This window comes from Paenibacillus sp. FSL R7-0198 (assembly GCF_038000415.1).
GTDB lineage: Bacteria > Bacillota > Bacilli > Paenibacillales > Paenibacillaceae > Paenibacillus.
On record NZ_JBBOCB010000001.1, the window covers coordinates 2,833,578 to 2,856,119 of the forward strand.

Consider the following 22,542-nt stretch of genomic DNA (forward strand, 5'->3'; position numbering starts at 1 on the left):
CCATCAAAACTGAACAAATGGATAAGTAACTGTGTTGCTGTTGCAGGTTCTAAGAACCTGCTTATTTGAATGTTTCCGTTGCAGGAAACGATTCTCCATAGAAAGGAGGTGATCCAGCCGCACCTTCCGATACGGCTACCTTGTTACGACTTCACCCCAATCATCTATCCCACCTTCGGCGGCTGGCTCCTTGCGGTTACCCCACCGACTTCGGGTGTTATAAACTCTCGTGGTGTGACGGGCGGTGTGTACAAGACCCGGGAACGTATTCACCGCGGCATGCTGATCCGCGATTACTAGCAATTCCGACTTCATGCAGGCGAGTTGCAGCCTGCAATCCGAACTGAGACCGGCTTTGTTGGGATTGGCTCCATCTCGCGATTTCGCAGCCCGTTGTACCGGCCATTGTAGTACGTGTGTAGCCCAGGTCATAAGGGGCATGATGATTTGACGTCATCCCCACCTTCCTCCGGTTTGTCACCGGCAGTCTATCTAGAGTGCCCACCCGAAGTGCTGGCAACTAAATATAAGGGTTGCGCTCGTTGCGGGACTTAACCCAACATCTCACGACACGAGCTGACGACAACCATGCACCACCTGTCTTGAATGTTCCGAAGAAAAGGTACATCTCTGCACCGGTCATTCAGATGTCAAGACCTGGTAAGGTTCTTCGCGTTGCTTCGAATTAAACCACATACTCCACTGCTTGTGCGGGTCCCCGTCAATTCCTTTGAGTTTCAGTCTTGCGACCGTACTCCCCAGGCGGAGTGCTTAATGTGTTAACTTCGGCACCAAGGGTATCGAAACCCCTAACACCTAGCACTCATCGTTTACGGCGTGGACTACCAGGGTATCTAATCCTGTTTGCTCCCCACGCTTTCGCGCCTCAGCGTCAGTTACAGCCCAGAGAGTCGCCTTCGCCACTGGTGTTCCTCCACATATCTACGCATTTCACCGCTACACGTGGAATTCCACTCTCCTCTTCTGCACTCAAGTCACCCAGTTTCCAGTGCGATCCGGGGTTGAGCCCCGGGATTAAACACCAGACTTAAATGACCGCCTGCGCGCGCTTTACGCCCAATAATTCCGGACAACGCTTGCCCCCTACGTATTACCGCGGCTGCTGGCACGTAGTTAGCCGGGGCTTTCTTCTCAGGTACCGTCACCTTGAGAGCAGTTACTCTCCCAAGCGTTCTTCCCTGGCAACAGAGCTTTACGATCCGAAAACCTTCATCACTCACGCGGCATTGCTCCGTCAGGCTTTCGCCCATTGCGGAAGATTCCCTACTGCTGCCTCCCGTAGGAGTCTGGGCCGTGTCTCAGTCCCAGTGTGGCCGATCACCCTCTCAGGTCGGCTACGCATCGTCGCCTTGGTGAGCCGTTACCCCACCAACTAGCTAATGCGCCGCAGGCCCATCCCCAAGTGACAGATTACTCCGTCTTTCCAGTTTCCTTCAGGCGAAGAAAACAATTATTCGGTATTAGCTACCGTTTCCGGTAGTTGTCCCAAACTTGAGGGCAGGTTGCCTACGTGTTACTCACCCGTCCGCCGCTAACCATCAGAGAAGCAAGCTTCTCTTCAAGTCCGCTCGACTTGCATGTATTAGGCATGCCGCCAGCGTTCGTCCTGAGCCAGGATCAAACTCTCCAATAAAGTATTGAAAAGAGCGATAAGCTCATTTTGAATCTGACGATTCATTGTGAATCAAAAGTTACTATCCATTTGTTCAGTTTTCAAGGAACTTGTATGTCCGTTTATGTTGATGTTTGTCAACCGGACAGGAATCTTATCATATCATGTTAACTAACTTACTGTCAACACTTTGTTTTCGTCACCTTTCAAATGATTATGACAATCAATCGTTTGAAGCGACAAGAAATAATATATCATGTAGCGATTTATTTAGCAAGCATTTTTAATCAACCTTTTGATATCATGATATCTTCATCTTCGGAGTCTTGTCTCCAACCTGTATTCGACAGATTAGCACATGATCTGAACAAGTGAAAGGCTACCCTTAAAGTGCATTACATATAAAAGAAATAAATCATTTCTATAATACTGCCTTCTATAACCACAAGTAATAATGTCTAGATGAGTTTTAGTTAGAGCCCCGATCGGGATAACGATCCTTGCCCTTCTGTTGGTTTGAAGAAAGTGATCCAAAAACTCTATAATAAGGTATATAGATATAGGGATAAGGTTAAGCAGTCAAGTATACTACTTTCATAAGTAGCCTATGCACAATCGTATAACTATCTCGCATAGCACCTTTACACAGATCACGTACTCCATTCACAGCTAGCTATTACATATCAAAGTTCTGAATAAACTCATTACTAACCTATATGGGGTGATCGCAATTGAAACAATGGTTGAAGAACATGCGCAAAGGTTACGGCAAAAAGTTGGTTTCCATCCATGCTTGGAATGCCTGGATTGTTGTGATCCTTGCTATATCAGGTCTTATGCTGGTAGGCGGCTTTTGGCGAGAGATACTCGGAATTGGGCGTGTATGGTTAAAGTGGCTACATATCATCGTTGGGCTAGCTATGCTGGCACCCGTGGTATATTACTTGATTTTAGCCGGAAAGCACTGGAAGCAGCTTCGTAATAGACCTTGGCAAAGGGTGAACACCATCTTTGTTCTTGCGCTGTTAGTAGGCTGGCTACTCTCGGGTATTGTATTATGGCAGTTCAAGCTGGCTGGACCTCGATGGTCGAATGCTGCACTTCTGATCCATGACCTGCTGACTTGGGTGGGCTTACCTTATATTATCTATCACTCCATCACTCGGACCAAATGGTTAAAGGACCCTGCACGTCGTGCGGTTAAAACTACTACAACTTCAACAAAAACTCAAAATACAGCTGATCCATCTGATTCAATATCGGATGAAAAAGAAACTCCGGCTGCTATATCTTCTTCACAGTTTGATCGCAGTTCCGAGAGAGATCCCCTCAAATCTGAGGAGCGACCTCAACCGTTGTATACACGACGAGCTTTCATCCGTTCTGCTGTGGGGGTTGGTCTCGCCGTGACTCTTGGTCCTACTTTTATATCCTGGGTAGGACGAAATCTCAAGATTGATAACAGTATCGATAGTATGCTGGAGAACGATCCTAACCGTATGGTTCCTTTACCACAACCACTGTCTGCTTCCTCTCCTCCCATTGGAGGCGGAGCTGAAGGTCATTTCCGCGTATATACGGTTACGCCTATACCGTCCTTCTCCAATGCTAACTGGTCTTTTCGAATTGATGGGTTGGTTGAACGGGCACAGGTATGGAACTGGGAACAATTCGTGAAGCTCGCGCGTACCGTACAGGTTAGTGATTTCCACTGTGTAACGGGCTGGTCTGTATATAAGAATACCTGGGAAGGCATTTCTCTTGCACAGCTTTTGAAGCAAGCCGGGGTCAATCCGGAAGCTCATAGTGTGAAGTTTTATTCCGGTGACGGTGTGTATACGGATGCCATTACGATGGATCAAGCACAAATGGAGGATATTATGGTCGCTGTCATGCATGATGGCAAACCTATCCCGGCTGATCTTGGCGGTCCGGTACGACTCGTCATTCCTCAGATGTATGCCTATAAATCGGTAAAATGGTTAAATCGCATTGAACTCATCGACAGCGAACATATTGGTTACTGGGAAGAGCGAGGATATGATAAGGATGCATGGCTTACAGGCGCATCTCAGCGCATCCCTAACAATTTAAGTGGATCATGATCACATAAGATAAGATTGGTGAGCGTTCATTCGTTGTAAAAATAATTTAGATAAATAGCAAAAGCCCCCGATCACATATTCGTGTCTTCGGGGGCTTTCTTATATGAACTCTTTTGTTAATTCATCCTTTAACCCTGTGGGTTCAAAAGACGTACAAGTTCATCCTCATCCTCAATCGTTGGAATACCGAGATCATGGGCTTTGGTTAGTTTACTACCTGCCTTCTCTCCGGCAATAACCAGATCTGTCTTTTTCGACACACTGCCAGTCACCTTCGCTCCGAGCGCTTCCAGTCTTTGCGTTGCCTCTTCCCGCGTCAATTGGTGCAGCGTTCCGGTCAAGACGACCGTTTTACCACTGAAAAAGGAATCTTCCACAACAGCAACGGCTGGCGCCTCAGGTGCCTGAGCTTTCACACCCAAGTTGAGCATTTTCTCAATTGCCGCCTGTGTAAACGGATCTGCAAAGAAAGTTACGATGCTCTCTGCCACAATACCACCGACGTCGGGTAGTTCAACCAGTTCTTCCACAGTTGCATTCATAATGGCGTGCAGATCTCGATAATGATCAGCGAGCATGCGCGTTGTCGATTTACCTGTGTTCGGAATACCCAGTGAGTATAAGAAGGAAGCCAGGTCTCTATCTTTACTAAGCTCAAGCGCAGCGATAAGGTTGTTCGCTTTCTTTTCCCCAAATCGCTCCAGCTTCACCAGATCATCAAACTGTAACGTATACAGGTCGGCAGGCTCACGTACGTTCAATTCATCATACAGCTGAATCGCTGTTTTCTCACTGAAGGTCTCGATGTCCATGGCATCACGGGAAGCAAAATGGGAAATACGTGCCACCGTTTGCGGTTTGCAAGCCAGTCTGTTGTTACAAAATAGATGCGCTCCACGTTGCTCCAGCGGGAATCCGCATGCCGGGCACTGCTCAGGAAAGACGATCTCCTCACCATCACTCTCCTCCGTCACTTTGCCCAGAATTTCAGGAATGACGTCGTTGGAGCGACGAATAAAGACCCGTGTGCCCAGAGCGAACTTCAGATTTTTGCGCTCAATATCGCCGATATTGTTCAGCGTACAGTTCTGTACCGTTACCCCGGCAAGTTCAACGGGTTCTACCCGTGCCAGCGGAGTTACTTTGCCAGTACGACCCACATTCCATACCACAGCGTTAAGAACTGTCGTGGTCTCTTCTGCTTCGAATTTATAGGCCACAGCCCAGCGAGGGAATTTATCGGTATAACCCAACACCTCGCGGGTGCGCATGTCCGTAATTTTGATAACAGCTCCATCGATCAGATAGTCCAGTTGACCCCGGTTCTCCTGAATCGCAGCCAATTGTTCCATCACATCATCAAACTCATGGAAATAAGTAATCGATGGGTTAACTTTGAAGCGATTCTCACGCAGGAAGTCCATCATCTGCTGATGATTGGCAAACTGAATGTCATCCGAATAACCTACGTTATAAAAATAAGCATTCAGCCGACGCTCAGCCGTCGCCTTTGGATTCAAGTTACGCAGCGCTCCCGCTGCTGCATTCCGAGCATTCTTGAGCGGTTCTGCCGCTGTCAAATTATATCGATCCAGGACAGACAAGTTCATGATACCTTCACCCTGTACTTCAATGGTGCCGCTTGTGTAAGGAATTTTAAGCGGGACAGATCTGATCGTTCTCACTTGAGCCAAAATACCTTCGCCCACCGTACCGTTACCACGAGTAGAGGCTTGTACCAACTCGCCGTTAGTGTAGGTCAGGTTGAGCGTCAATCCATCAAACTTCAACTCAATGACATAACCTGGTTCCGGTAAAGGCGTATCGGGATTTTTGCTATTATAGTCATTAATCAGTTTCAGTACACGAGTATTCCAACTACGGAGCTGCTCAATATTCTGCGCTTTGTCCAGACTCCATAAGGAGGATAAATGGCGATGTGGGGTAAACCCCTTGAGCAATTCGCCACCCACACGCTGTGTTGGAGAATCAGGCAGAACGATGCCGCTTTCCTGTTCCAGCGTAACCAGTTCATCGTACAGAAGATCATACTCCTTATCGCTGATCTGTGGCTGATCCATCGTGTAGTACTGATAATTATGCTGGTTCAGCTCGGTAACGAGTTGCTCCATCCGGTGCATCGGGTCCATACAGGGCCATCCCTCCGTTAATTTGATCTATGTAGAACAAACACTCCTATTGCACTTGGACTGCGATAACAGAAAAACGTTCCATCGTTGATATCACTACATAATTTCAATGAATGAATATCCACTCCGATAACAGAATAACTTTCCGAGCGCTGTTATCCCCGGATTTCTTTTATTCATTTTAAAAGGTAGAAATCCAGGGATAAAGGCGAACGCCTTGCTTCTTCAAGTTATTTCTGTTCTCTCCGTTATCGTACAAAAGGAGGTTTCGTTCTTATTCTACTTTCGTAATTGGGGCAAATCCGGCAAGCAAACGTTTCACACCAACCGGAGCCGGGAAGGCAATCTGCAGTTCGGTATCATTACCTGTACCTTTAACTGCAACAATGGTGCCTGTCCCCCATTTGCCATGCTGCACTTTATCTCCTGCCTTGAATCCTGCTTCACCATTAGAAGCCACCGGCTTGGAAGCAGATGATGGCGTAGAGTATGATGGGCGAGACGTGCTCGTGGTCACACGCGAAGTTGGCGTGGATGAGGTAGCAGATGAACCGCTTTTGCTTTGGTGATCAAAGAGCTTGGTACCACCACCGAAGTTGCTTCCTCCACTGGAACCTAGTCCACGTCCACCATAAGAGCCGCCTCCGCTACTGCCACGACGGTAACGATCACGAGCCATGGAAGTGTCTTCCTTCAGCTCATCCGGAATTTCGTCCAGGAAGCGGGAAGGCGGATTCGCTGTGGTACGTCCAAACAAGGTACGCATCTGGGCACACGACAGGAAAAGTTGCTCTTCTGCACGAGTAATCCCCACATAAGCAAGTCGGCGTTCTTCTTCCAGCTCTTCATTATCCATAAAGGCCCGGCTGTGAGGGAAGACGCCTTCCTCCATACCCACGATAAAGACTACCGGGAACTCCAAACCTTTGGCGCTGTGCATGGTCATCAGGGTAACCGCGTCGCTCTGATCCTCTTCGTCATCGTTCATGCTGTCGATGTCAGCAATCAATGCCAGATCGGTGAGGAACGACACGAGCGTTTTGTCTTCATTATTTTTCTCAAATTCCATCGTTACGGACAGGAACTCTTCAATGTTCTCCAGCCGTGCACGAGATTCGAGTGTGTTTTCATTTTGCATCTCAAGACGGTATTGACTCATCTCAAGAATCTTCTCGGTCAATTCAGTTACAGACAGATACTCTACCATCTGATGCAACGCAGCGATCATGTCATAGAACTCCACCAGCGCATTTCGTGTACGGCCTGCAAATCCAAGATCATCCACAACCTGAAGTACTCGGAAAATGGAAATACCACGCTCTCCTGCCGCAGCCGCAAGCTTCGCTACTGTTGTATCACCGATGCTACGCTTCGGTACATTAATGATCCGAGTGAGACTGATATCATCGTCGGGGTTAGATAACAGGCGCAGATACGCCAGAATGTCCTTGATCTCTTTACGATCATAGAACTTGATGCCGCCGACAATCTGATACGGAATATCAGACTTGATCAGAATTTCCTCTATAACCCGGGACTGGGCGTTGGTACGGTACAAAATCGCATGGTTCTGATAGGATTTGCCGTTCTTCACATTTTTACTAATCTCAGAGGTAACAAAATACCCCTCATCATGTTCGGAATCCGCACGGTATACCTTGATTTTCGAACCACCCTCTTTGTCCGTCCACAGTTTCTTCGGTTTACGCCCTGTATTCAGGCCGATCACTTCATTCGCTGCATTCAGGATATTGGAAGTTGAACGATAGTTCTGCTCCAGCAAAATCGTGTTTGCTTCAGGGTAATCTTTCTCAAAGTTCAGGATATTGCTGATATCCGCCCCGCGCCAGCGATAGATCGATTGGTCACTATCCCCTACAACGCAGATGCGGTGGTGGCTGTCAGCGAGCATGCGGCACAGCATGTACTGTGCACGGTTCGTATCCTGATACTCGTCCACGTGAATGTACTGGAATTTCTTTTGGTAAAAGTCGAGGACTTCCGGTACTTCCTTGAACAGTTGAATGGTCTGCATAATGAGATCATCGAAATCAAGTGAGTTGTTGGCTCTTAACCGTTTCTGATACATCTTATATATCTTCGCTACAATACCCTCGAAATAATCTCCTGCCTGCTTCTCATATTGCTCCGGACTAATCAGTTCATTCTTGGCCGTGCTCATCATCGATTGAACTGCTTTTGGCTCGAATTTCTTGGTATCGATATTTTGGTCTTTCATACAGCTACGAATTACAGATAATTGGTCCGATGAGTCCAAAATACTGAAGTTGGAGGTAAAGCCAATACGTTCAATATCCCGGCGCAAAATTCGCACACACATGGAGTGGAATGTGGATACCCAAATGTCGCGGCCCTGGGAGCCACCAACCAGTTGGGATACGCGGTCTTGCATCTCACGGGCGGCTTTGTTCGTAAATGTAATCGCTAAAATGCCCCACGGGGGCGCTTTCCGTGTTGCAATGAGGTAGGCAATCCGGTGTGTCAGCACCCGGGTTTTGCCGGAGCCCGCTCCGGCCATAATCAGCAGCGGGCCATCCGTCGCCTCGACGGCTTGCCGTTGAGGGGTGTTAAGCCGTGCAACGGCATCATGTATATTTACAGGTTGCATGCATGCATGCTCCTTTCGTTGGTTGGTTGGTCGGTATACCTGATCTATCCATTACACTTGGACTTCGATTGCAGCAGCATCTTCCGATCGTCGTTATCCCCAAATTTTTTGATTCCCTTTAATAAAGGGAAAATCCGGTGATAAATACGAACACTTCGTTTCTTCAGATTGCTTCTGCACTCTCCGTTTCCGTGTAAACATAATCCTGTATACGAATTATTGGTAAGAGGTTAAAAACCGGAAATAAAGGCGAATGCTTCGCTTCTCCAGCTTATTTCTGTCCTCTACGTTCTCGTGTAAAATTTAGTTTAGCTTATATTTAAGGGTAGTGAAATCACAAGAGAGAACACTGCGTTTCTTCAGATTGCTTCTGCACTCTCCGTTTTCGTGTAAACATAGTCCCTGTATACAAATTTCTTAGAAAAAAAGAACAAAATCAGGTAATAGAAGTATGCTTAGGATTTAGCTTTCTTACAGAAAGCTTTTAACGAGCATTTCGTTTCTCCAACTCACTTCTCTCCTCATCGTTCTCGTGTAAAAGACATTACGCTCATATAACTTCTTAAAATTAGTAAGGGCAAAGTTCTATTTTAACAGATCATAAGGGGAAAATGGGGGAATGGTAAACTAAACCGATTAAATGGTTCCTTTTACGGCCAACACCGTCTCAAGTGCCTTATTCAAATCGCTGTACACAATGTTGCCTACCACGATGGTATCTGCCACCTGGGCAGCTTGCGAGGCTTTCTCCGGATCATCAATTCCACCGCCGTAGATAAGGTGTGCCCGCTCCAATTGTCTGTGTGTCTCACCAACAAGCTCCATATCTCCGAACGTTCCACTGTACTCCATGTATACGATTGGAAGATTGAGCAGACGCTCCGCTGCCTGGGCATATGCCACGGCAGCTCCTGTCGTCAGATCCGTATCTGCACCAGTCAACCGCGCTACCGTGGAGTTTGCATTAAGCACAATATAACCCTCGGCAATCAGCAGATCCCAAGGGATAAGATAACCATAACGCTCTATGGCTTGCTGGTGATGCCCAATCATCCATTTGCTGTCCGTTGCATTCAGGACCATTGGGATCAGATATCCATCAAAGCCGGGAACAACAGCCTCCAGATCAGATACTTCAAGCACACATGGCAACTCATAACGACGCACACGGGACATCAGGTCTACCGTATTATCATAAGTAATTCCGGAAGATCCGCCGACGATAATCGCATCGGTCCCCGACATGCAGACTAGATCGAGTTCTTCGTCCGTAATCTCCCTGTCCGGGTCAAGCTTAAATACATGTCTCCACTGCTTAATCATGTCTATCAACGAACATTCCTCCAGAGGTTCTTCTGCATCCTAGAAAGCTTGTAAACTAAGTCTAAGTCAGCAGACAGTGAGTGTCAATGTTCGTATAAAAAGGGGAACAGAAAAACATGAATTTTTACGGTTTCCAGGCAAAACGTGTATTCATCTCATCCAACTCCTGCTCCGTCAGCACGTCCGAGTACACCCCGTACACGCCCCATTTCTCATAGTTAGCCACCTGTTCAGTGTCATTGATAGTATGCACGTAGGTGACTGAGCCTGCACTATTCAGCTTGGCGACGAAATTCTGGTTTACTTTATATTCCGGCATAGTCACGGCATCAATATCATTTTTTTGTACAAAATCAACAACCTGATCTTCTGTATCCTGTGTGGCATATAACGTATAGATAATGGAAGGGAATGCATAGACTTCTTTCACCGTTTCAAGCATCGGTTCGTTATAGATCTGTACAACCACTCGATCCAGCACGGATGGATCATGTTCTTTGGCTGCATCCACGAGGGATCTTAACACCTGCTGTATATCCTCATCCTTCTGTTCCTTGGTGTCGGTTACGATATACATATCCGGGTACTGAGCCAGTACATCTATAATGCCATCGGCATCCATGGGTTGGTACATGCCCAAGATTGGCGTATCCATGAATTCATCATGTGTCAACGCTCCGGCCTGTTTTTCCTCGGGAAGCTCTTGGTCCTGTCCTAGCATTTTACTCATATTAGCGGTCCACTCATGTCTGGCTACGGCTTTGCGATCCGATGTCAGCATAAAGTCGATCTCAAAAACACGTGTGCCTTTCTCGTAATTGGCAATCATCGCTTCATAGGCGTTGGTATATGGTTGATCACGAATGCTGCCCATGGCGTGGGCGATTAATCTATAAGCGGTAAATCCGTCCCGTTGTTCCTCACTCTCACTTTCATAGGCGAAAAAGAGTGTGCCCACGGTAACAATCAGTAGTATTAACACGGCGGCAATGCGTTTCATATAGCATTCACATCCTCAGTACCTTTTTGATAGCTAACTACCCGAATTGATGAGGTGCAAAACAAAATAGCCGCCCGAGGCGGCTGTTAAATGGTGGTATGCAAGATTAAATGAATTGTGAATCTCAGTAAGCATTCTTAAGGCCTTTGCGAATAGTCTCCCATATGATTTTGATATCAAATAATAAAGACCAATTTTCAATGTAAAAGATATCTTGTTCAATACGATCCTCGATTGAGGTATCTCCGCGCAGTCCTTTGCTCTGTGCTAATCCTGTTATTCCCGGGCGGACGTGGTGTTTGATCATATATTTCGGGATTTCATCCCGGAATTGGTTCACGTAGTAAGGACGTTCTGGCCTAGGGCCAACTACACTCATATGACCCATCAGAACGTTGAAAAATTGAGGTAACTCATCTAGGCTTGTGCGTCTTATAAAAGTGCCAAAAACGGTTCGACGCGGATCATCCTTAATGGACCATCCAGTGTCTATTGTGCCCTCAGGAATGACTTTCATCGAGCGGAATTTGAACATCATGAAGTTGCGTCGGTTAAGTCCTACTCGCTCTTGTTTGAAGATGACTGGTCCTGCAGAAGTCAATCTTACTCCTACCGCGACAACGAGCATTACCGGAGAAGTTAACAGAATCGCCACTAGCGAGAACACTATGTCAAAGGTTCGCTTCATCAATCGGTTCACCGCAATATCCAGCGGAATATCACGGACATTAATCATGGGCATACCCGCAAAGTTGTCGAAATGAGGCCGTGCTGGCAAGTAATCAAAGAAATCAGGAATGATTAGTGTCCGGACCCCTGCCTTCTCACACACATTGATAATATGCGAATACTTATCATGAGCATCCAGAGGTAATGCCAGAATGACTTCATCAACAAGGTGCGTAGACAAGAATTCTTCCAGTTCATCAATTCGTCCAAGGATAGGTTTGTATCTTTTCTGTTCACTCTGATCCCAGTGACGATAATCATCCAGGAATCCAGTTACTTCATATCCAAGTTCAGGATAATTTTTAAGGTTGTCATAGAAACGTTTACCTAGTGATCCAGCACCAAGGATGAGCACAAACTGACGGTTGAAGCCTTTTTTACGCAAGCGTTTCAGCTGCACTTTCACTATATAGCGATAAAACAGTGTGAATGATACATTGCCAATCATATACATGGCGAGATATGCACGTGAGATATTTACTTCCTTGAAAAAGAACATCAGGCTCAGCAACATGAAGAAGGCTATGCCATGAGATTGGAGGATTCTCCAAAGTTCGTCTACAAATCGTTTTTTTCGCTTGGCTATATACAGAGAGGACATCAGTCCTGTGATGATAGCAAGAGCTGCGTAAACCAAGCTCCACATCATATATTTCTCTATAGGTAGTGGATTTTGGTTCGTTAACAGGTCACTCTCAAATTTCAGCCACCAGGCTAGCAAAAATGAAATCTGAATCACGCCAAAATCAGCCGCAATATACAATTGAGTTAGAAATCGTTGATTACGCCGAATCATGGGTTCACCTCGGAAGATGCTTCATTCTCCGCTCTCATGCGGGTTGCAGTCTGCCCTTGTCGAGAAGGAAGGGACAATTTGCTGCGCAGCAGGGACAAAGTAAATTTGAGAGAGATGCCCACCCACACAGCTGTATTCGTGAGTAGATTGTACTTCTTCGCGTAGTGTTTGCGGTGGAACACCCACATCGCTCTATGAAACTCATACGTTATTTTCAAAGGTTTACGACGAGCACTGCCGCCCTTATAGTGCACAATATATGTACGCGGATAATAAAAAATGCCCCAGCCCGCTTCTTTGATGCGGTAACACCAATCAATATCTTCTCCATACATAAAGAACGTCTCATCCAACCCACCCACCTGGTCAATTGTCTCTCGACGTACAAGCATGAATGCACCGACTAGACAGTCTACGGGATATTCATCATCAGGACTAAGATGTCCCAGTTGGTATTGATTGAATTTTGTCCGATCCGGGAAAAGACGAGAAATACCGAAAGCGTAATAAAATGATGCCGTTGGTGTAGGAAATCCACGCTTACACGCCTTATCCAAGGAGCCATCAGGAAGAATCACCTTACAGCCAGATGCGCCCATCTCAGGATGGCGATCCATGAAATAGATCATAGTGTGGAGCGTATCTGGCTGGACAACCGTGTCAGAATTGAGGAGGAGGATATAGCGTCCTTTGGCTACTTCCATTCCTTGATTATTGGCTACGGCGAAACCTGTGTTGTTTTGATTAGCTATAAGTTGGACGTCCGGGTAAACCTCACGAATCGCTTCCACCGAACCATCATGAGACGCATTGTCTATAACAATGACTTCGTATTTGTAAGAGGTTTGGGATGCATACACCGATGCCAGACAGTCCAGTGTTAGCTGGCGTGTATTATAGTTGACGATGATGATGCTGCCGTCAAGTAGGTACGTATTATTCATTTTTGATGCCTCCCACAAAGGAGTATCTGTTGATTGAAGCATTTTAAAAACTCCTGACTTTATCTCTATGTTTAACTATTGAAAGTATAGCATATTATGGGCGGATGAGTTTGAATCAGGGGCAATAGCTCGATTTATATTTTCCTCAACACGTATATAAGCTTAAGAACAATGTTATCTAAAAATACCTGACGGTAAAAGGGCATTTTTATCGCATAACCAATTCTCTTTACTCCATTGCAGTCTAGTTGGTTTAAAAAATGTTGCAAGTTCTTCTGCTGCTGAGTAGATAACTTATCCCTATAGAGTTCCAAGAATAATCTCGCTTGATTACTCAAAATTGAATGATTCTTTCCATTCAAGAAACGGTCCCACCTATTCTTCCATTTTATAAACCATTTATCATTGCTCCCGCCAAGAACATTCCCTTGATGTTGCCGATACAAAATAGTTGGCTCTTCATCAAATATCACTTCACCAAAGGTGCTAACAAAAAGATATATCCACCAATCATGCATAATGATGTGGGTTAGATCAGACGGGGCATTCGCCCTGATCTGCTCGAATGTGACTGGGTTCAAGACCATGGTACAACCAACACAACAGTTTTCTACCAGAGCATTGTAGATGCTGAGCGGCTTTGGAGGCAGATGAGGCCATATGTTTAGGTAGTTTAGATCCTGATCTACCATCTGTGTAGAAGAACAATACATCAATGCTACGCCCGATGGTCTGGATTGCAACTTCTCTACAGCTCCACTCAGTTTATGCGGTAGCCACACATCATCTTGATCACAAAATGCATAGAAGTCGTATATAGGCTGCGTTTGACGCATTAATTCAAAAAAACTTCCGATTACGCCTACATTCTCCCCTTCAATCATACGAATCAGATCCGGATATGCCTTGGCATACCCACGAACCTTCTGGACAGTTTCATCGGAAGAACCATCATCCCTGATATGAATGTGGACATCTACCTGACTCTGTGCAAGAAGGCTTTCGAGTTGTTCATCAATGTACTTTGCTCCGTTATATGTAGAAAGCATGACACATACTTTAGGCTGGTTCACGTTTCACCTCAAAAATTAACTTTTCTTCATTATATACGAAAACTCCCGCTCAGAAATAACAGAGCGAGAGTTACCTAAGAGGATGTTATAATTATTTCGTTTCTGACAAGGAAAATATAAAATCTTTTAGTCCGTCCCGCCATGGGCGGAGATCCGTCAAGCCATTTGTCCGAATGGACATATGGTCCATCACTGAATTGACAGGCCTAGGAGCCGGTCTTGGAAACTGTTCGGTTGTGCAAGGTTCCAATTTTGCTTGAATGGATACCCCTCCGGTGGTTTGAGCCTCTTCAAATATAGCCTGAGTAAATTCATACCATGTGCAGGTACCACTATTGGAGGCATGGTATATTCCATACATTTCTGTTGCTATGAGTTCCATAAGGAATCCTGCCAAGTCTACCGTATACGTAGGCGATCCTTTTTGATCATGAACAACCTGCAATTTTGGTTTTTCCTGGCCCAGCTTCAACATCGTTTTGACAAAATTATTCCCGTGAATTCCGTATACCCAAGACGTTCGTACAACGAACCATCTGGAGGACAAAGATTGTACCAGCCACTCTCCAGCTCGCTTGGATTTGCCGTACACACTTTGCGGATTCGTGTCATCATATTCCTGATAGGGGTTAGTGGAATGGCCATCGAAGACATAGTCCGTACTAATATAAATCAGTTTAGCTCCGATTCTCTCTGCCGCTACAGCAACATTGCGCGTTCCCACCGCATTCACCTTATACGCTCCATCAATATCCGTCTCGGCTAAATCTACAGCTGTATAAGCCGCACAATGAATGATGACCTCAGGCACATATGACAATATGACATCATTACACTGTACCTGATTCGTAATATCCATCTGATCCCGATCACATGCTAGAACATCATGCCCCACTTTTTCCAAAAGAAGCACCACATCGCGTCCGAGCTGTCCGCTTGCTCCCGTTACCAGAACCTTCATGCCTTGGCGTCTCCCAAACGAGAACCGTATTGTTTTTCGTAGTAATCCTGATAAGCGCCCGATTGAATACGAGTCCACCATTCCTTATTATCGAGATACCACTGTATCGTTTCCTTAATTCCTGTCTCAAAATTATGTTTGGGCTTCCAGCCAAGTTCAGTCATTGTTTTAGTCGGATCAATGCCATATCTGCGATCATGTCCAGGACGGTCCTGTACATATTGGATCAGAGATTCAGGTTTGCCCAGTTGCTCCAAGATGGTTTGGACAATGTGTACGTTCGTTCGCTCATTATTGCCACCGATATTGTACACCTCACCATTACGTCCCTTATGAATAACAAGATCAATTGCGCTACAGTGGTCCTCTACATAGAGCCAATCACGAATGTTCAACCCGTCACCGTATACTGGTAGAGCCTCATCATTCAACGCACGTGAGATCATGAGTGGGATAAGCTTTTCCGGGAACTGGAGTGGACCATAGTTGTTAGAACAGCGTGTAATATTCACAGGAAGACCAAAGGTTTCATGATAAGCGCGTACCAGCAAATCTCCTCCTGCCTTGGAGGCTGAATATGGGCTGTTAGGCTGTAGAGGCGTATCTTCTGTAAACAAGCCTGTCGCACCAAGAGTGCCATATACCTCATCGGTGGATACTTGAACAAACTTGGTTATATTGTGCTTCTTCGCAGCATCCAGCAATACCTGAGTACCATTGACGTTCGTTCGTACAAACACATCCGGTTCCAGGATACTGCGATCCACATGAGATTCGGCCGCAAAGTTAACAACCACATCCACGCCCTGATCAATCAGGCGGTCCATCTCCTTGGCGTCAGTGATATCTGCTTTAACAAAGGTATGGCGTTTGTTGCCTTCAAGTGGTTTTAAGTTCTCCAGATTGCCCGCATATGTGAGTGCATCTGCGTTGATAATTTCATAGTCTGGGTACCGCTCAAGCATATACATGACAAAGTTACTTCCGATAAATCCGGCACCGCCGGTAACGAGCAGTTTCATCTGTTGGAAACCTCCTAATTACTTCACTTCAAAATTGAAATTGATCTCCGCATCCTTAAGCATAGGGTGCCTTTGGTCCTTATCGGACAAGACCGGATTCGATGTAGGCCAATCAATTCCAAGTGCCGGGTCACTCCATAATATGCCTCGGTCGTTCTCCGGGGAATAGTATTCGTCTACTTTGTACAAGACTTGGGTGTTTGGCACTAGGGTACAGAAGCCATGGGCAAATCCTTTGGGTACCAATAGTTGACGGTGGTTCTGCTCACTCAGGATAAATCCTTCCCACTGACCAAAGGTTGGCGACCCTTGGCGGATGTCCACAATGACATCGTAAATTGCACCGGATATGACACGAATCAGCTTCGTTTGCGATTTAGGGCTGAGCTGATAATGCAAACCTCGCAATACGCCAGGCTGCGCAGACAAAGATTGGTTATCCTGAATGAAATGATAATGGAGTCCGTGCTGCTTCATAAGCTGGTCGTTATAGCTTTCCATAAAAAAACCCCGGTGATCTCCGTGAACCACCGGTTCGAGCAGAACAGCCCCCTGTAACTTTGAGGAAGTCACTTTCATCACTGAGCTCCCCTTTAAATTATAATTTTAACTTCCCAAATTCCTCACCAAAAACAATCTCTTGTGCCAACTCATTGGCACGATCTAGGGATGTATGTGTACCTGCATCCGTCCACCAGCCTTTGAGAATATCGTAGGTAAGTGCTCCTCGTTTAATATATGCATTATTCACATCTGTGATTTCCAATTCGCCTCGATCTGAAGGTCTCAATGTTCTAATAATATCAAAGACATTGTGATCAAACATGTATATGCCTGTAACTGCGTAACTGCTTTTGGGGTGCTGCGGCTTTTCCTCTATGGAAATGATATTATCTCCCTTCAACTCAGGCACCCCGAATCGCTGAGGGTCCGAGACCATCTGGATCAGTATCTTGGCCCCATACTTCTGCTCACGGAACCTGTCCACATAAATGCTTATATTATCAGCAAACACGTTATCTCCCAAAATGACTACTATCTGGTCATCTCCCACAAATTGCTCAGCAAGGCCAAGAGCTTGAGCAATGCCACCAGCTTCATCCTGAACACGATACGTAAAAGAAACACCCATATCACTTCCGCTACCCAACAAATTGACCACATCACCCATATGTTCTTTACCAGTAATGATCAATATATCGGTTAGCCCTGCCTGCTTCAACTTGTATACAGGATGAAAAATCATAGGGTATTTACCAACTGGCAATAGATGCTTGTTAGTCACCTTGGTTAAAGGAAAAAGGCGAGATCCTGTCCCACCTGCAAGAATTATCCCTTTCATAGTAACCTCCTGGAAAGCCAATTGATTTATGAACTCTGTAGTTTGAGCTTATACAATTATTAGTTTTATCACAACTATTAGACAAACGCTGGTGTCTTAACAATAGTTCATAATACTAACAAACTAAAAAAAAACACAATTATCCACATAAATAAACCGCCTAAAACCTGCCTTAATATATCCTTATGATTCAATATGTCTCATAAGCAAATTGTTGGAAAAAATAATTACATTTTCATTATTTCAATATTTACAGAAATTAACTACCTTTTTGATTGAACCTGAGCATAACGGCGTTAATAAAGGCTAGGACCTCGATATTGTGTAAACTCCAGGAACTATTAATATTAAACCGAAAATTTTCATATTATTTAATTGTTCATTGAGAAAGAATGCGGATAGAATTACTACCATAACATAACTCAAACCTACCATTGGATACGCAATAGATAGTGGAATTTTTGCTAATTCGACAATCCATACAATTGCAGAAATGTCGTAAAAAAACAAACCAAGAATAACATAAAAATTAGTAAAATATTTATTAGTTTTTCAGATAGTGATATAAGATCAAGAGTATTTATCCTATTGGTTCCGAATTTCATAGATACTTGAGCTAGAGAACTTAAAATGATTGATGAAAGAAACTAAAAATAGTGAACCTTTCATACTTCACCTACTCTAAATTTATTGAACCTATACTAAAACTGATATCCCTATTATCATTGGTTCCAAGAAAATCACTCGGCTTATCGGTCCCATCTTCACTAATAATTGTCATGTAATTGAATCCTGAGTTGTCGATTTCTACCTCAATCTTTGTTTCAGTATCCTTCGGAATACTTCCATAGAAAACCTTTTTGTTATTTAAATTGATTGTTATATTCCTATCCTTTTGAAAACTTGTTATTGAGAATTTCATTCTCTTTTTAGATGAATCGGTTTTAAAAATTAATTCTGATATACTTCCCATCCATCTATATTTGTTGTATTCCTCACCCTCAATACTGTACCACCCTCTAACAAATCCAGCACTTACAGCTTCATTAAATATATCTTCCCCAGCTTTTAAATCTAATATTGTAAATAGATTCTTACTGAGGTTAAAGTTGAACTTACCGTTATCATAATAAAACTCTTTACCTTCCTCCATCGAATTTCTATCTAACGTTTTTCTGACTTGTCCATCTGAATTAATCAAAGAAATAGGGAATTTTACATTTTCCATTTTTTCTAACCCCAAAGCCCTCTCATAAAAAATCTCTGGGACAGGGTTAGATAGTCTTGGATAATTATTCATGATTAATTTAGCTACTGGGCTAAATCTAAGATAATTACTATAATCATACTGCTTTAAGCAATACACTGTAACACTTCCAGTAGTAAAGATGAATATTGCTATTATTAAATATAATTTTTTTATCTTCATTTTATTAAAGTAAAAAATCACACCAAAAATCATGAGCGGAATATACCAAACAGAATATCGATTAATATACATCATTCCAGAATTCCAATTTAACTGTGTGGCATTTACTATAGACATTAGAATAAGTAACGTAAACATTACAATTGCATTTTTGTGTTTTTTTATCACAAGATATAACATACTTATTATTAATACTGGTGTATAAATAATTAACCCAAAATTTAAATCAAAAAATAGGCTGAGCACCTTTCTTATTGTTATGAGCTCAAGAGATGAATATCCTGTAGCTGTTATTAAACTAAATTCTCCAAAATGGAAATAATAGAACAAGAAAGGCATAATATTAATTGTGGATACAGCACCTAATAACAAGTAATTTAGTAAAGATCTTCGATCCTTGAATAAATTAGTTTTTTCTTTTAACAACTCACTAAGTAGAACATATAAAGAAAGTATTGAAATTGCTGGGCTTTGTAAGGCCGCTAACGAAAAAAATAATACTGAAGCCTTTGGTTTCTCTTCGAAATAATATATCAACCCTAAAAATATCATCACATAACTAAAAACTTCTGTATGAGTCCAGTGGATATATAAGATTATAGGACTGAAAAGATTAAAAATTAATACTGCTATTTTTAATCCTATTGTTTTAAAGATACTCGTTCTTATTATCTTTAATAACATAATTAAAAAAAGAACACTGTTAGTTATTTGAAAACTATTTAATACATTCAAATTAAATGCATCAAGAATTGAATAAGGAACTAAATTAAGTAAAGAATAGAACCAAAAGTGGTAAGAGTAATACGTACCTGTTTTACTTTCGAAATAACCTGAATAATCAGTACCTTCTGGATAATTAATATTATTACTAGTTTCTACAAGGTTTCTTTCATGGATATCTGATGCTAAGAGTTCTGGAGATAAATGATTTTTAAAAGAGATTGTCATCCCCAGATATTCACGCCCATCCCCAGTTAATGTTGGCTTATATAGGATGGATCCTATAAGTACAACAATAGAAATTATTACCCAAAGAAAAAAAATAATCCTTTGGCTTAATGCACTTTTTCTACATTTCATTGCCATGCTCCTCATCCAAATATATACAGTATTAATACTGTAGCTATTACATATAGCACTACAGTTATTAGAAGGGGCTTATCACTATAAAGTACTTTCTCAGGTGCTCCACCTTCATTATTAACGTATACTAGATATAAATATCTGAATATACCATAAAGCACAAATGGGATAGTCCACATCAAATGAACAGTCCTACCTGAAGTGAAGGTGAAAAGTGCATAACTAACAACTGTCGATGAAGTAACTATATTGTTCATTTGGTCTATAAGAGAAACTGAATATTTCGAAAGAACCTTCCGGTGACCTGCCCCATCTTTCTCCAATATAATCAATTCATTTCTTCTCTTGTTAACAGCAAGGAAAAGTGCTAACAACATTGTGCACACTAAAAACCAAGGAGTCAGATAAACGTTAATAACTACTGCACCACCAATTGCCCTCAACACAAAACCAGCTGCAATAGCCATAATATCTAAAATAACTATATGTTTCATTTTTACAGAATAGCAGAGATTAAGTAAAAAATACCCTGAAATCACAATACCAAAAATTAAACTTAAATAAAAAGATGCGATAATTGTTAATAAAAATAATAATGCAGCAAATATTAAAGCTTGATAAGGGTTTATTCTTCCTGATGCGATTGGTCTAAATTTTTTAACAGGGTGTAAACGATCTGAATGTCTATCTAGAAAATCATTGAATATATATATACAACTTGAAATTAGACAGTAACAAATGAAGCCTAGCAAAGAGTAAATTACTTTTGTACTATCTAGTTTCTCAATACTAAAAATAAGAGCAGCAAATACAAGTACATTTTTTGTCCATTGTTTCCATCTCATTTCCTCAAAATAAAGACTAATAATATTTTTTTCAAATTTATTCAATACCAGCGAATTCACTTCATTCTTCAAAAGCTAAAATCCCCTTCCAAAACAACTATTTTCTAAATGCATTTATTAACATAAGTATGTTAGCATCCAGATATTCATCAATTATATCCCTCTCGCAATTCTCCATATTGAAAAAAAGGGAAATTCTCTTTATATACTCAGATGTATATTTATCAAATTCTAGATTTAAATTAGCATTGTTTCCATCTATAATATTATCAGAAAACTGTTTATATCCTTCCAAACAAACTTCCATACTATTATATTGTTTAGTATAGTTTATAATTTCTCGTCCAGTTACATCTTTATTATGGTTTACTATTTTCATTATAGCTTCAACAATTTCTTCGATTTCCGTTTCCCCATAGCTAATCTTATAAACAATTTGATCAGGAAACTCACTAAATGATCCTATATTTGTAGTAATTACCGGTTTTCCATGACCCAATATTTTGAGTAAACTTGCTGAGTTTTCGCCCTGAGTCGGATATCTTAAATTGATACACATATCCGATGCTGCTATATATTGATCAAATTGATCTAAACTTACATAGCCTGTGCATATGACTTCATCTACTAAATTGTTTTTTTTTATTAAATCCTGTAGTGGATACGATTCAGCAATTTCACCGACTATAAAAAACTTAAAATTCTCAATGAGTTTATTTGCTTTAATAAATTTTAGTGCTTCGATTATTTTATCTATCCTTTTGGTAATGTTCGCATATCCTAACGAACAAATAATGAAGTCGTCCTTACTGATGTCCAATGCTTCTCTCTCAATTATCATTTTGGAGTATATTAAATCTATATCCGTAATATAAGGCGCTGGCAACGGCACAACACCTATTGGAGTATATGGTGCTTGTTTCTTCAACAGTTGCAAAGCAAATTGAGAATGTACAATTATACCAGCCGAGCGGTCTAATAACCTTAAATTCAAGGGATAATTTAAAGAGTCAGCTTCCCAAATAGGAGGAATTTTATGATTCAGAAACTCATTCACTTTATTTAGACCTTCATTACCATGACAATAAAACATTTCTTCTTTATACGCCGAAATATTGCCTTGCTCTAATGTTTTAGCAGCAAAAAAGTGATGCAGTGAATAATCATGTAATACAACAATTCCAGGATATTTGATAGCAAACTCATAAATTTCATTATGCGCAGCATAATTGTTTCCTATGTGATACAGTACAACATGATATTCATTTTTATTAATCAAGTCCTCAAATTCATAAAATTCTCTAATTTTACAAACGTTTCGCACTTTTTCGTTTTCAACCCTAAAATTATTAGGAACATACACATCGATATCAAATTCACCATTTAAAAAGGGAAGTAAATCTTCACTATAATCAGAAATTCCTGATTTTATTGGATTTAACGGTGAAAAGTAAGCTAACTTTTTCAAAGCCCAC

General features: G+C 42.4%; 16 protein-coding genes and 1 rRNA gene. 1 reads left to right on the forward strand and 16 read right to left on the reverse strand.

The features are described from left to right. Nucleotides 1-101 precede the first annotated feature (101 nt). Nucleotides 102-1,654 (reverse strand): 16S ribosomal RNA (locus MKY87_RS12330). Between the two features lie 710 nt (nucleotides 1,655-2,364). On the opposite strand from MKY87_RS12330, the gene MKY87_RS12335 reads away from it, so the two are divergent. Then, nucleotides 2,365-3,738, forward strand: a complete 1,374-nt coding sequence (locus MKY87_RS12335; RefSeq protein ID WP_340964595.1) for a molybdopterin-dependent oxidoreductase — start codon at nucleotides 2,365-2,367, stop codon at nucleotides 3,736-3,738. Nucleotides 3,739-3,866: 128 nt separating this feature from the next. On the opposite strand, the gene ligA is transcribed toward MKY87_RS12335, so the two are convergent. The 15 genes from ligA to MKY87_RS12405 form a co-directional block, all read right to left on the reverse strand. Beyond that, nucleotides 3,867-5,888: an NAD-dependent DNA ligase LigA gene (gene ligA / locus MKY87_RS12340; RefSeq protein ID WP_340964597.1), complete on the reverse strand. Its 2,022-nt coding sequence runs from the start codon at nucleotides 5,886-5,888 to the stop codon at nucleotides 3,867-3,869. 274 nt (nucleotides 5,889-6,162) lie between these two features. Next, nucleotides 6,163-8,517, reverse strand: coding sequence for a DNA helicase PcrA (pcrA, locus tag MKY87_RS12345; RefSeq protein WP_340964600.1), 2,355 nt, complete (start codon nucleotides 8,515-8,517; stop codon nucleotides 6,163-6,165). A 636-nt stretch (nucleotides 8,518-9,153) separates the two neighbouring features. Continuing rightward, entirely contained in the window at nucleotides 9,154-9,849 is a 696-nt protein-coding gene (locus MKY87_RS12350; RefSeq protein ID WP_340964602.1) for a heptaprenylglyceryl phosphate synthase, read from the reverse strand. A 115-nt stretch (nucleotides 9,850-9,964) separates the two neighbouring features. Further along, nucleotides 9,965-10,840, reverse strand: coding sequence for a phosphatidylinositol-specific phospholipase C/glycerophosphodiester phosphodiesterase family protein (locus MKY87_RS12355; protein WP_249912618.1), 876 nt, complete (start codon nucleotides 10,838-10,840; stop codon nucleotides 9,965-9,967). A gap of 124 nt (nucleotides 10,841-10,964) precedes the next feature. Next, nucleotides 10,965-12,365, reverse strand: coding sequence for an undecaprenyl-phosphate glucose phosphotransferase (locus MKY87_RS12360; protein ID WP_340964604.1), 1,401 nt, complete (start codon nucleotides 12,363-12,365; stop codon nucleotides 10,965-10,967). Next, nucleotides 12,362-13,309: a glycosyltransferase family 2 protein gene (locus tag MKY87_RS12365; protein WP_340964607.1), complete on the reverse strand. Its 948-nt coding sequence runs from the start codon at nucleotides 13,307-13,309 to the stop codon at nucleotides 12,362-12,364. The genes MKY87_RS12360 and MKY87_RS12365 overlap by 4 nt, the downstream gene beginning before the upstream one ends. Before the next feature lie 134 nt (nucleotides 13,310-13,443). Beyond that, nucleotides 13,444-14,382 (reverse strand): glycosyltransferase family 2 protein, encoded by a 939-nt coding sequence (locus MKY87_RS12370; RefSeq protein ID WP_340964609.1) that lies wholly within the window; start codon nucleotides 14,380-14,382, stop codon nucleotides 13,444-13,446. 91 nt (nucleotides 14,383-14,473) lie between these two features. Continuing rightward, complete coding sequence (rfbD, locus tag MKY87_RS12375; protein ID WP_340964610.1) at nucleotides 14,474-15,343, reverse strand: dTDP-4-dehydrorhamnose reductase; 870 nt, start codon at nucleotides 15,341-15,343, stop codon at nucleotides 14,474-14,476. After that, complete coding sequence (rfbB, locus tag MKY87_RS12380; protein WP_340964612.1) at nucleotides 15,340-16,365, reverse strand: dTDP-glucose 4,6-dehydratase; 1,026 nt, start codon at nucleotides 16,363-16,365, stop codon at nucleotides 15,340-15,342. The genes rfbD and rfbB overlap by 4 nt, the downstream gene beginning before the upstream one ends. A gap of 18 nt (nucleotides 16,366-16,383) precedes the next feature. Beyond that, on the reverse strand, nucleotides 16,384-16,944 hold the full coding sequence (gene rfbC / locus MKY87_RS12385; RefSeq protein WP_340964614.1) for a dTDP-4-dehydrorhamnose 3,5-epimerase: 561 nt from the start codon (nucleotides 16,942-16,944) through the stop codon (nucleotides 16,384-16,386). Between the two features lie 19 nt (nucleotides 16,945-16,963). Further along, the gene (locus MKY87_RS12390) at nucleotides 16,964-17,707 is read right to left on the reverse strand and encodes a sugar phosphate nucleotidyltransferase (protein WP_340964616.1); all 744 of its coding nucleotides are present in this window, start codon (nucleotides 17,705-17,707) and stop codon (nucleotides 16,964-16,966) included. A 306-nt stretch (nucleotides 17,708-18,013) separates the two neighbouring features. Further along, nucleotides 18,014-18,226 carry an SMR family transporter gene (locus tag MKY87_RS30745; protein ID WP_445669455.1) on the reverse strand — a complete coding sequence of 71 codons (213 nt, stop codon included), beginning with the start codon at nucleotides 18,224-18,226 and terminating at the stop codon, nucleotides 18,014-18,016. 157 nt (nucleotides 18,227-18,383) lie between these two features. Further along, nucleotides 18,384-20,219, reverse strand: coding sequence for a hypothetical protein (locus MKY87_RS12395; RefSeq protein ID WP_340964618.1), 1,836 nt, complete (start codon nucleotides 20,217-20,219; stop codon nucleotides 18,384-18,386). Nucleotides 20,220-20,230: 11 nt separating this feature from the next. After that, entirely contained in the window at nucleotides 20,231-21,139 is a 909-nt protein-coding gene (locus MKY87_RS12400) for a decaprenyl-phosphate phosphoribosyltransferase (RefSeq protein WP_340964621.1), read from the reverse strand. A 25-nt stretch (nucleotides 21,140-21,164) separates the two neighbouring features. Beyond that, on the reverse strand, nucleotides 21,165-22,535 hold the full coding sequence (locus tag MKY87_RS12405; protein WP_340964623.1) for a glycosyltransferase family 4 protein: 1,371 nt from the start codon (nucleotides 22,533-22,535) through the stop codon (nucleotides 21,165-21,167). Nucleotides 22,536-22,542: the final 7 nt, after the last annotated feature.

Bases quoted from the DNA above. Each gene is read 5' to 3' on its own strand.
- ligA (WP_340964597.1), bottom strand. From the start codon at position 5,888: ATGGACCCGATGCACCGGATGGAGCAACTCGTTACCGAGCTGAACCAG.
- pcrA (WP_340964600.1), bottom strand. From the start codon at position 8,517: ATGCAACCTGTAAATATACATGATGCCGTTGCACGGCTTAACACCCCT.
- MKY87_RS12355 (WP_249912618.1), bottom strand. From the start codon at position 10,840: ATGAAACGCATTGCCGCCGTGTTAATACTACTGATTGTTACCGTGGGC.
- MKY87_RS12360 (WP_340964604.1), bottom strand. From the start codon at position 12,365: ATGATTCGGCGTAATCAACGATTTCTAACTCAATTGTATATTGCGGCT.
- MKY87_RS12365 (WP_340964607.1), bottom strand. From the start codon at position 13,309: ATGAATAATACGTACCTACTTGACGGCAGCATCATCATCGTCAACTAT.
- rfbD (WP_340964610.1), bottom strand. From the start codon at position 15,343: ATGAAGGTTCTGGTAACGGGAGCAAGCGGACAGCTCGGACGCGATGTG.
- rfbB (WP_340964612.1), bottom strand. From the start codon at position 16,365: ATGAAACTGCTCGTTACCGGCGGTGCCGGATTTATCGGAAGTAACTTT.
- rfbC (WP_340964614.1), bottom strand. From the start codon at position 16,944: ATGAAAGTGACTTCCTCAAAGTTACAGGGGGCTGTTCTGCTCGAACCG.
- MKY87_RS12390 (WP_340964616.1), bottom strand. From the start codon at position 17,707: ATGAAAGGGATAATTCTTGCAGGTGGGACAGGATCTCGCCTTTTTCCT.
- MKY87_RS12395 (WP_340964618.1), bottom strand. From the start codon at position 20,219: ATGAAATGTAGAAAAAGTGCATTAAGCCAAAGGATTATTTTTTTTCTT.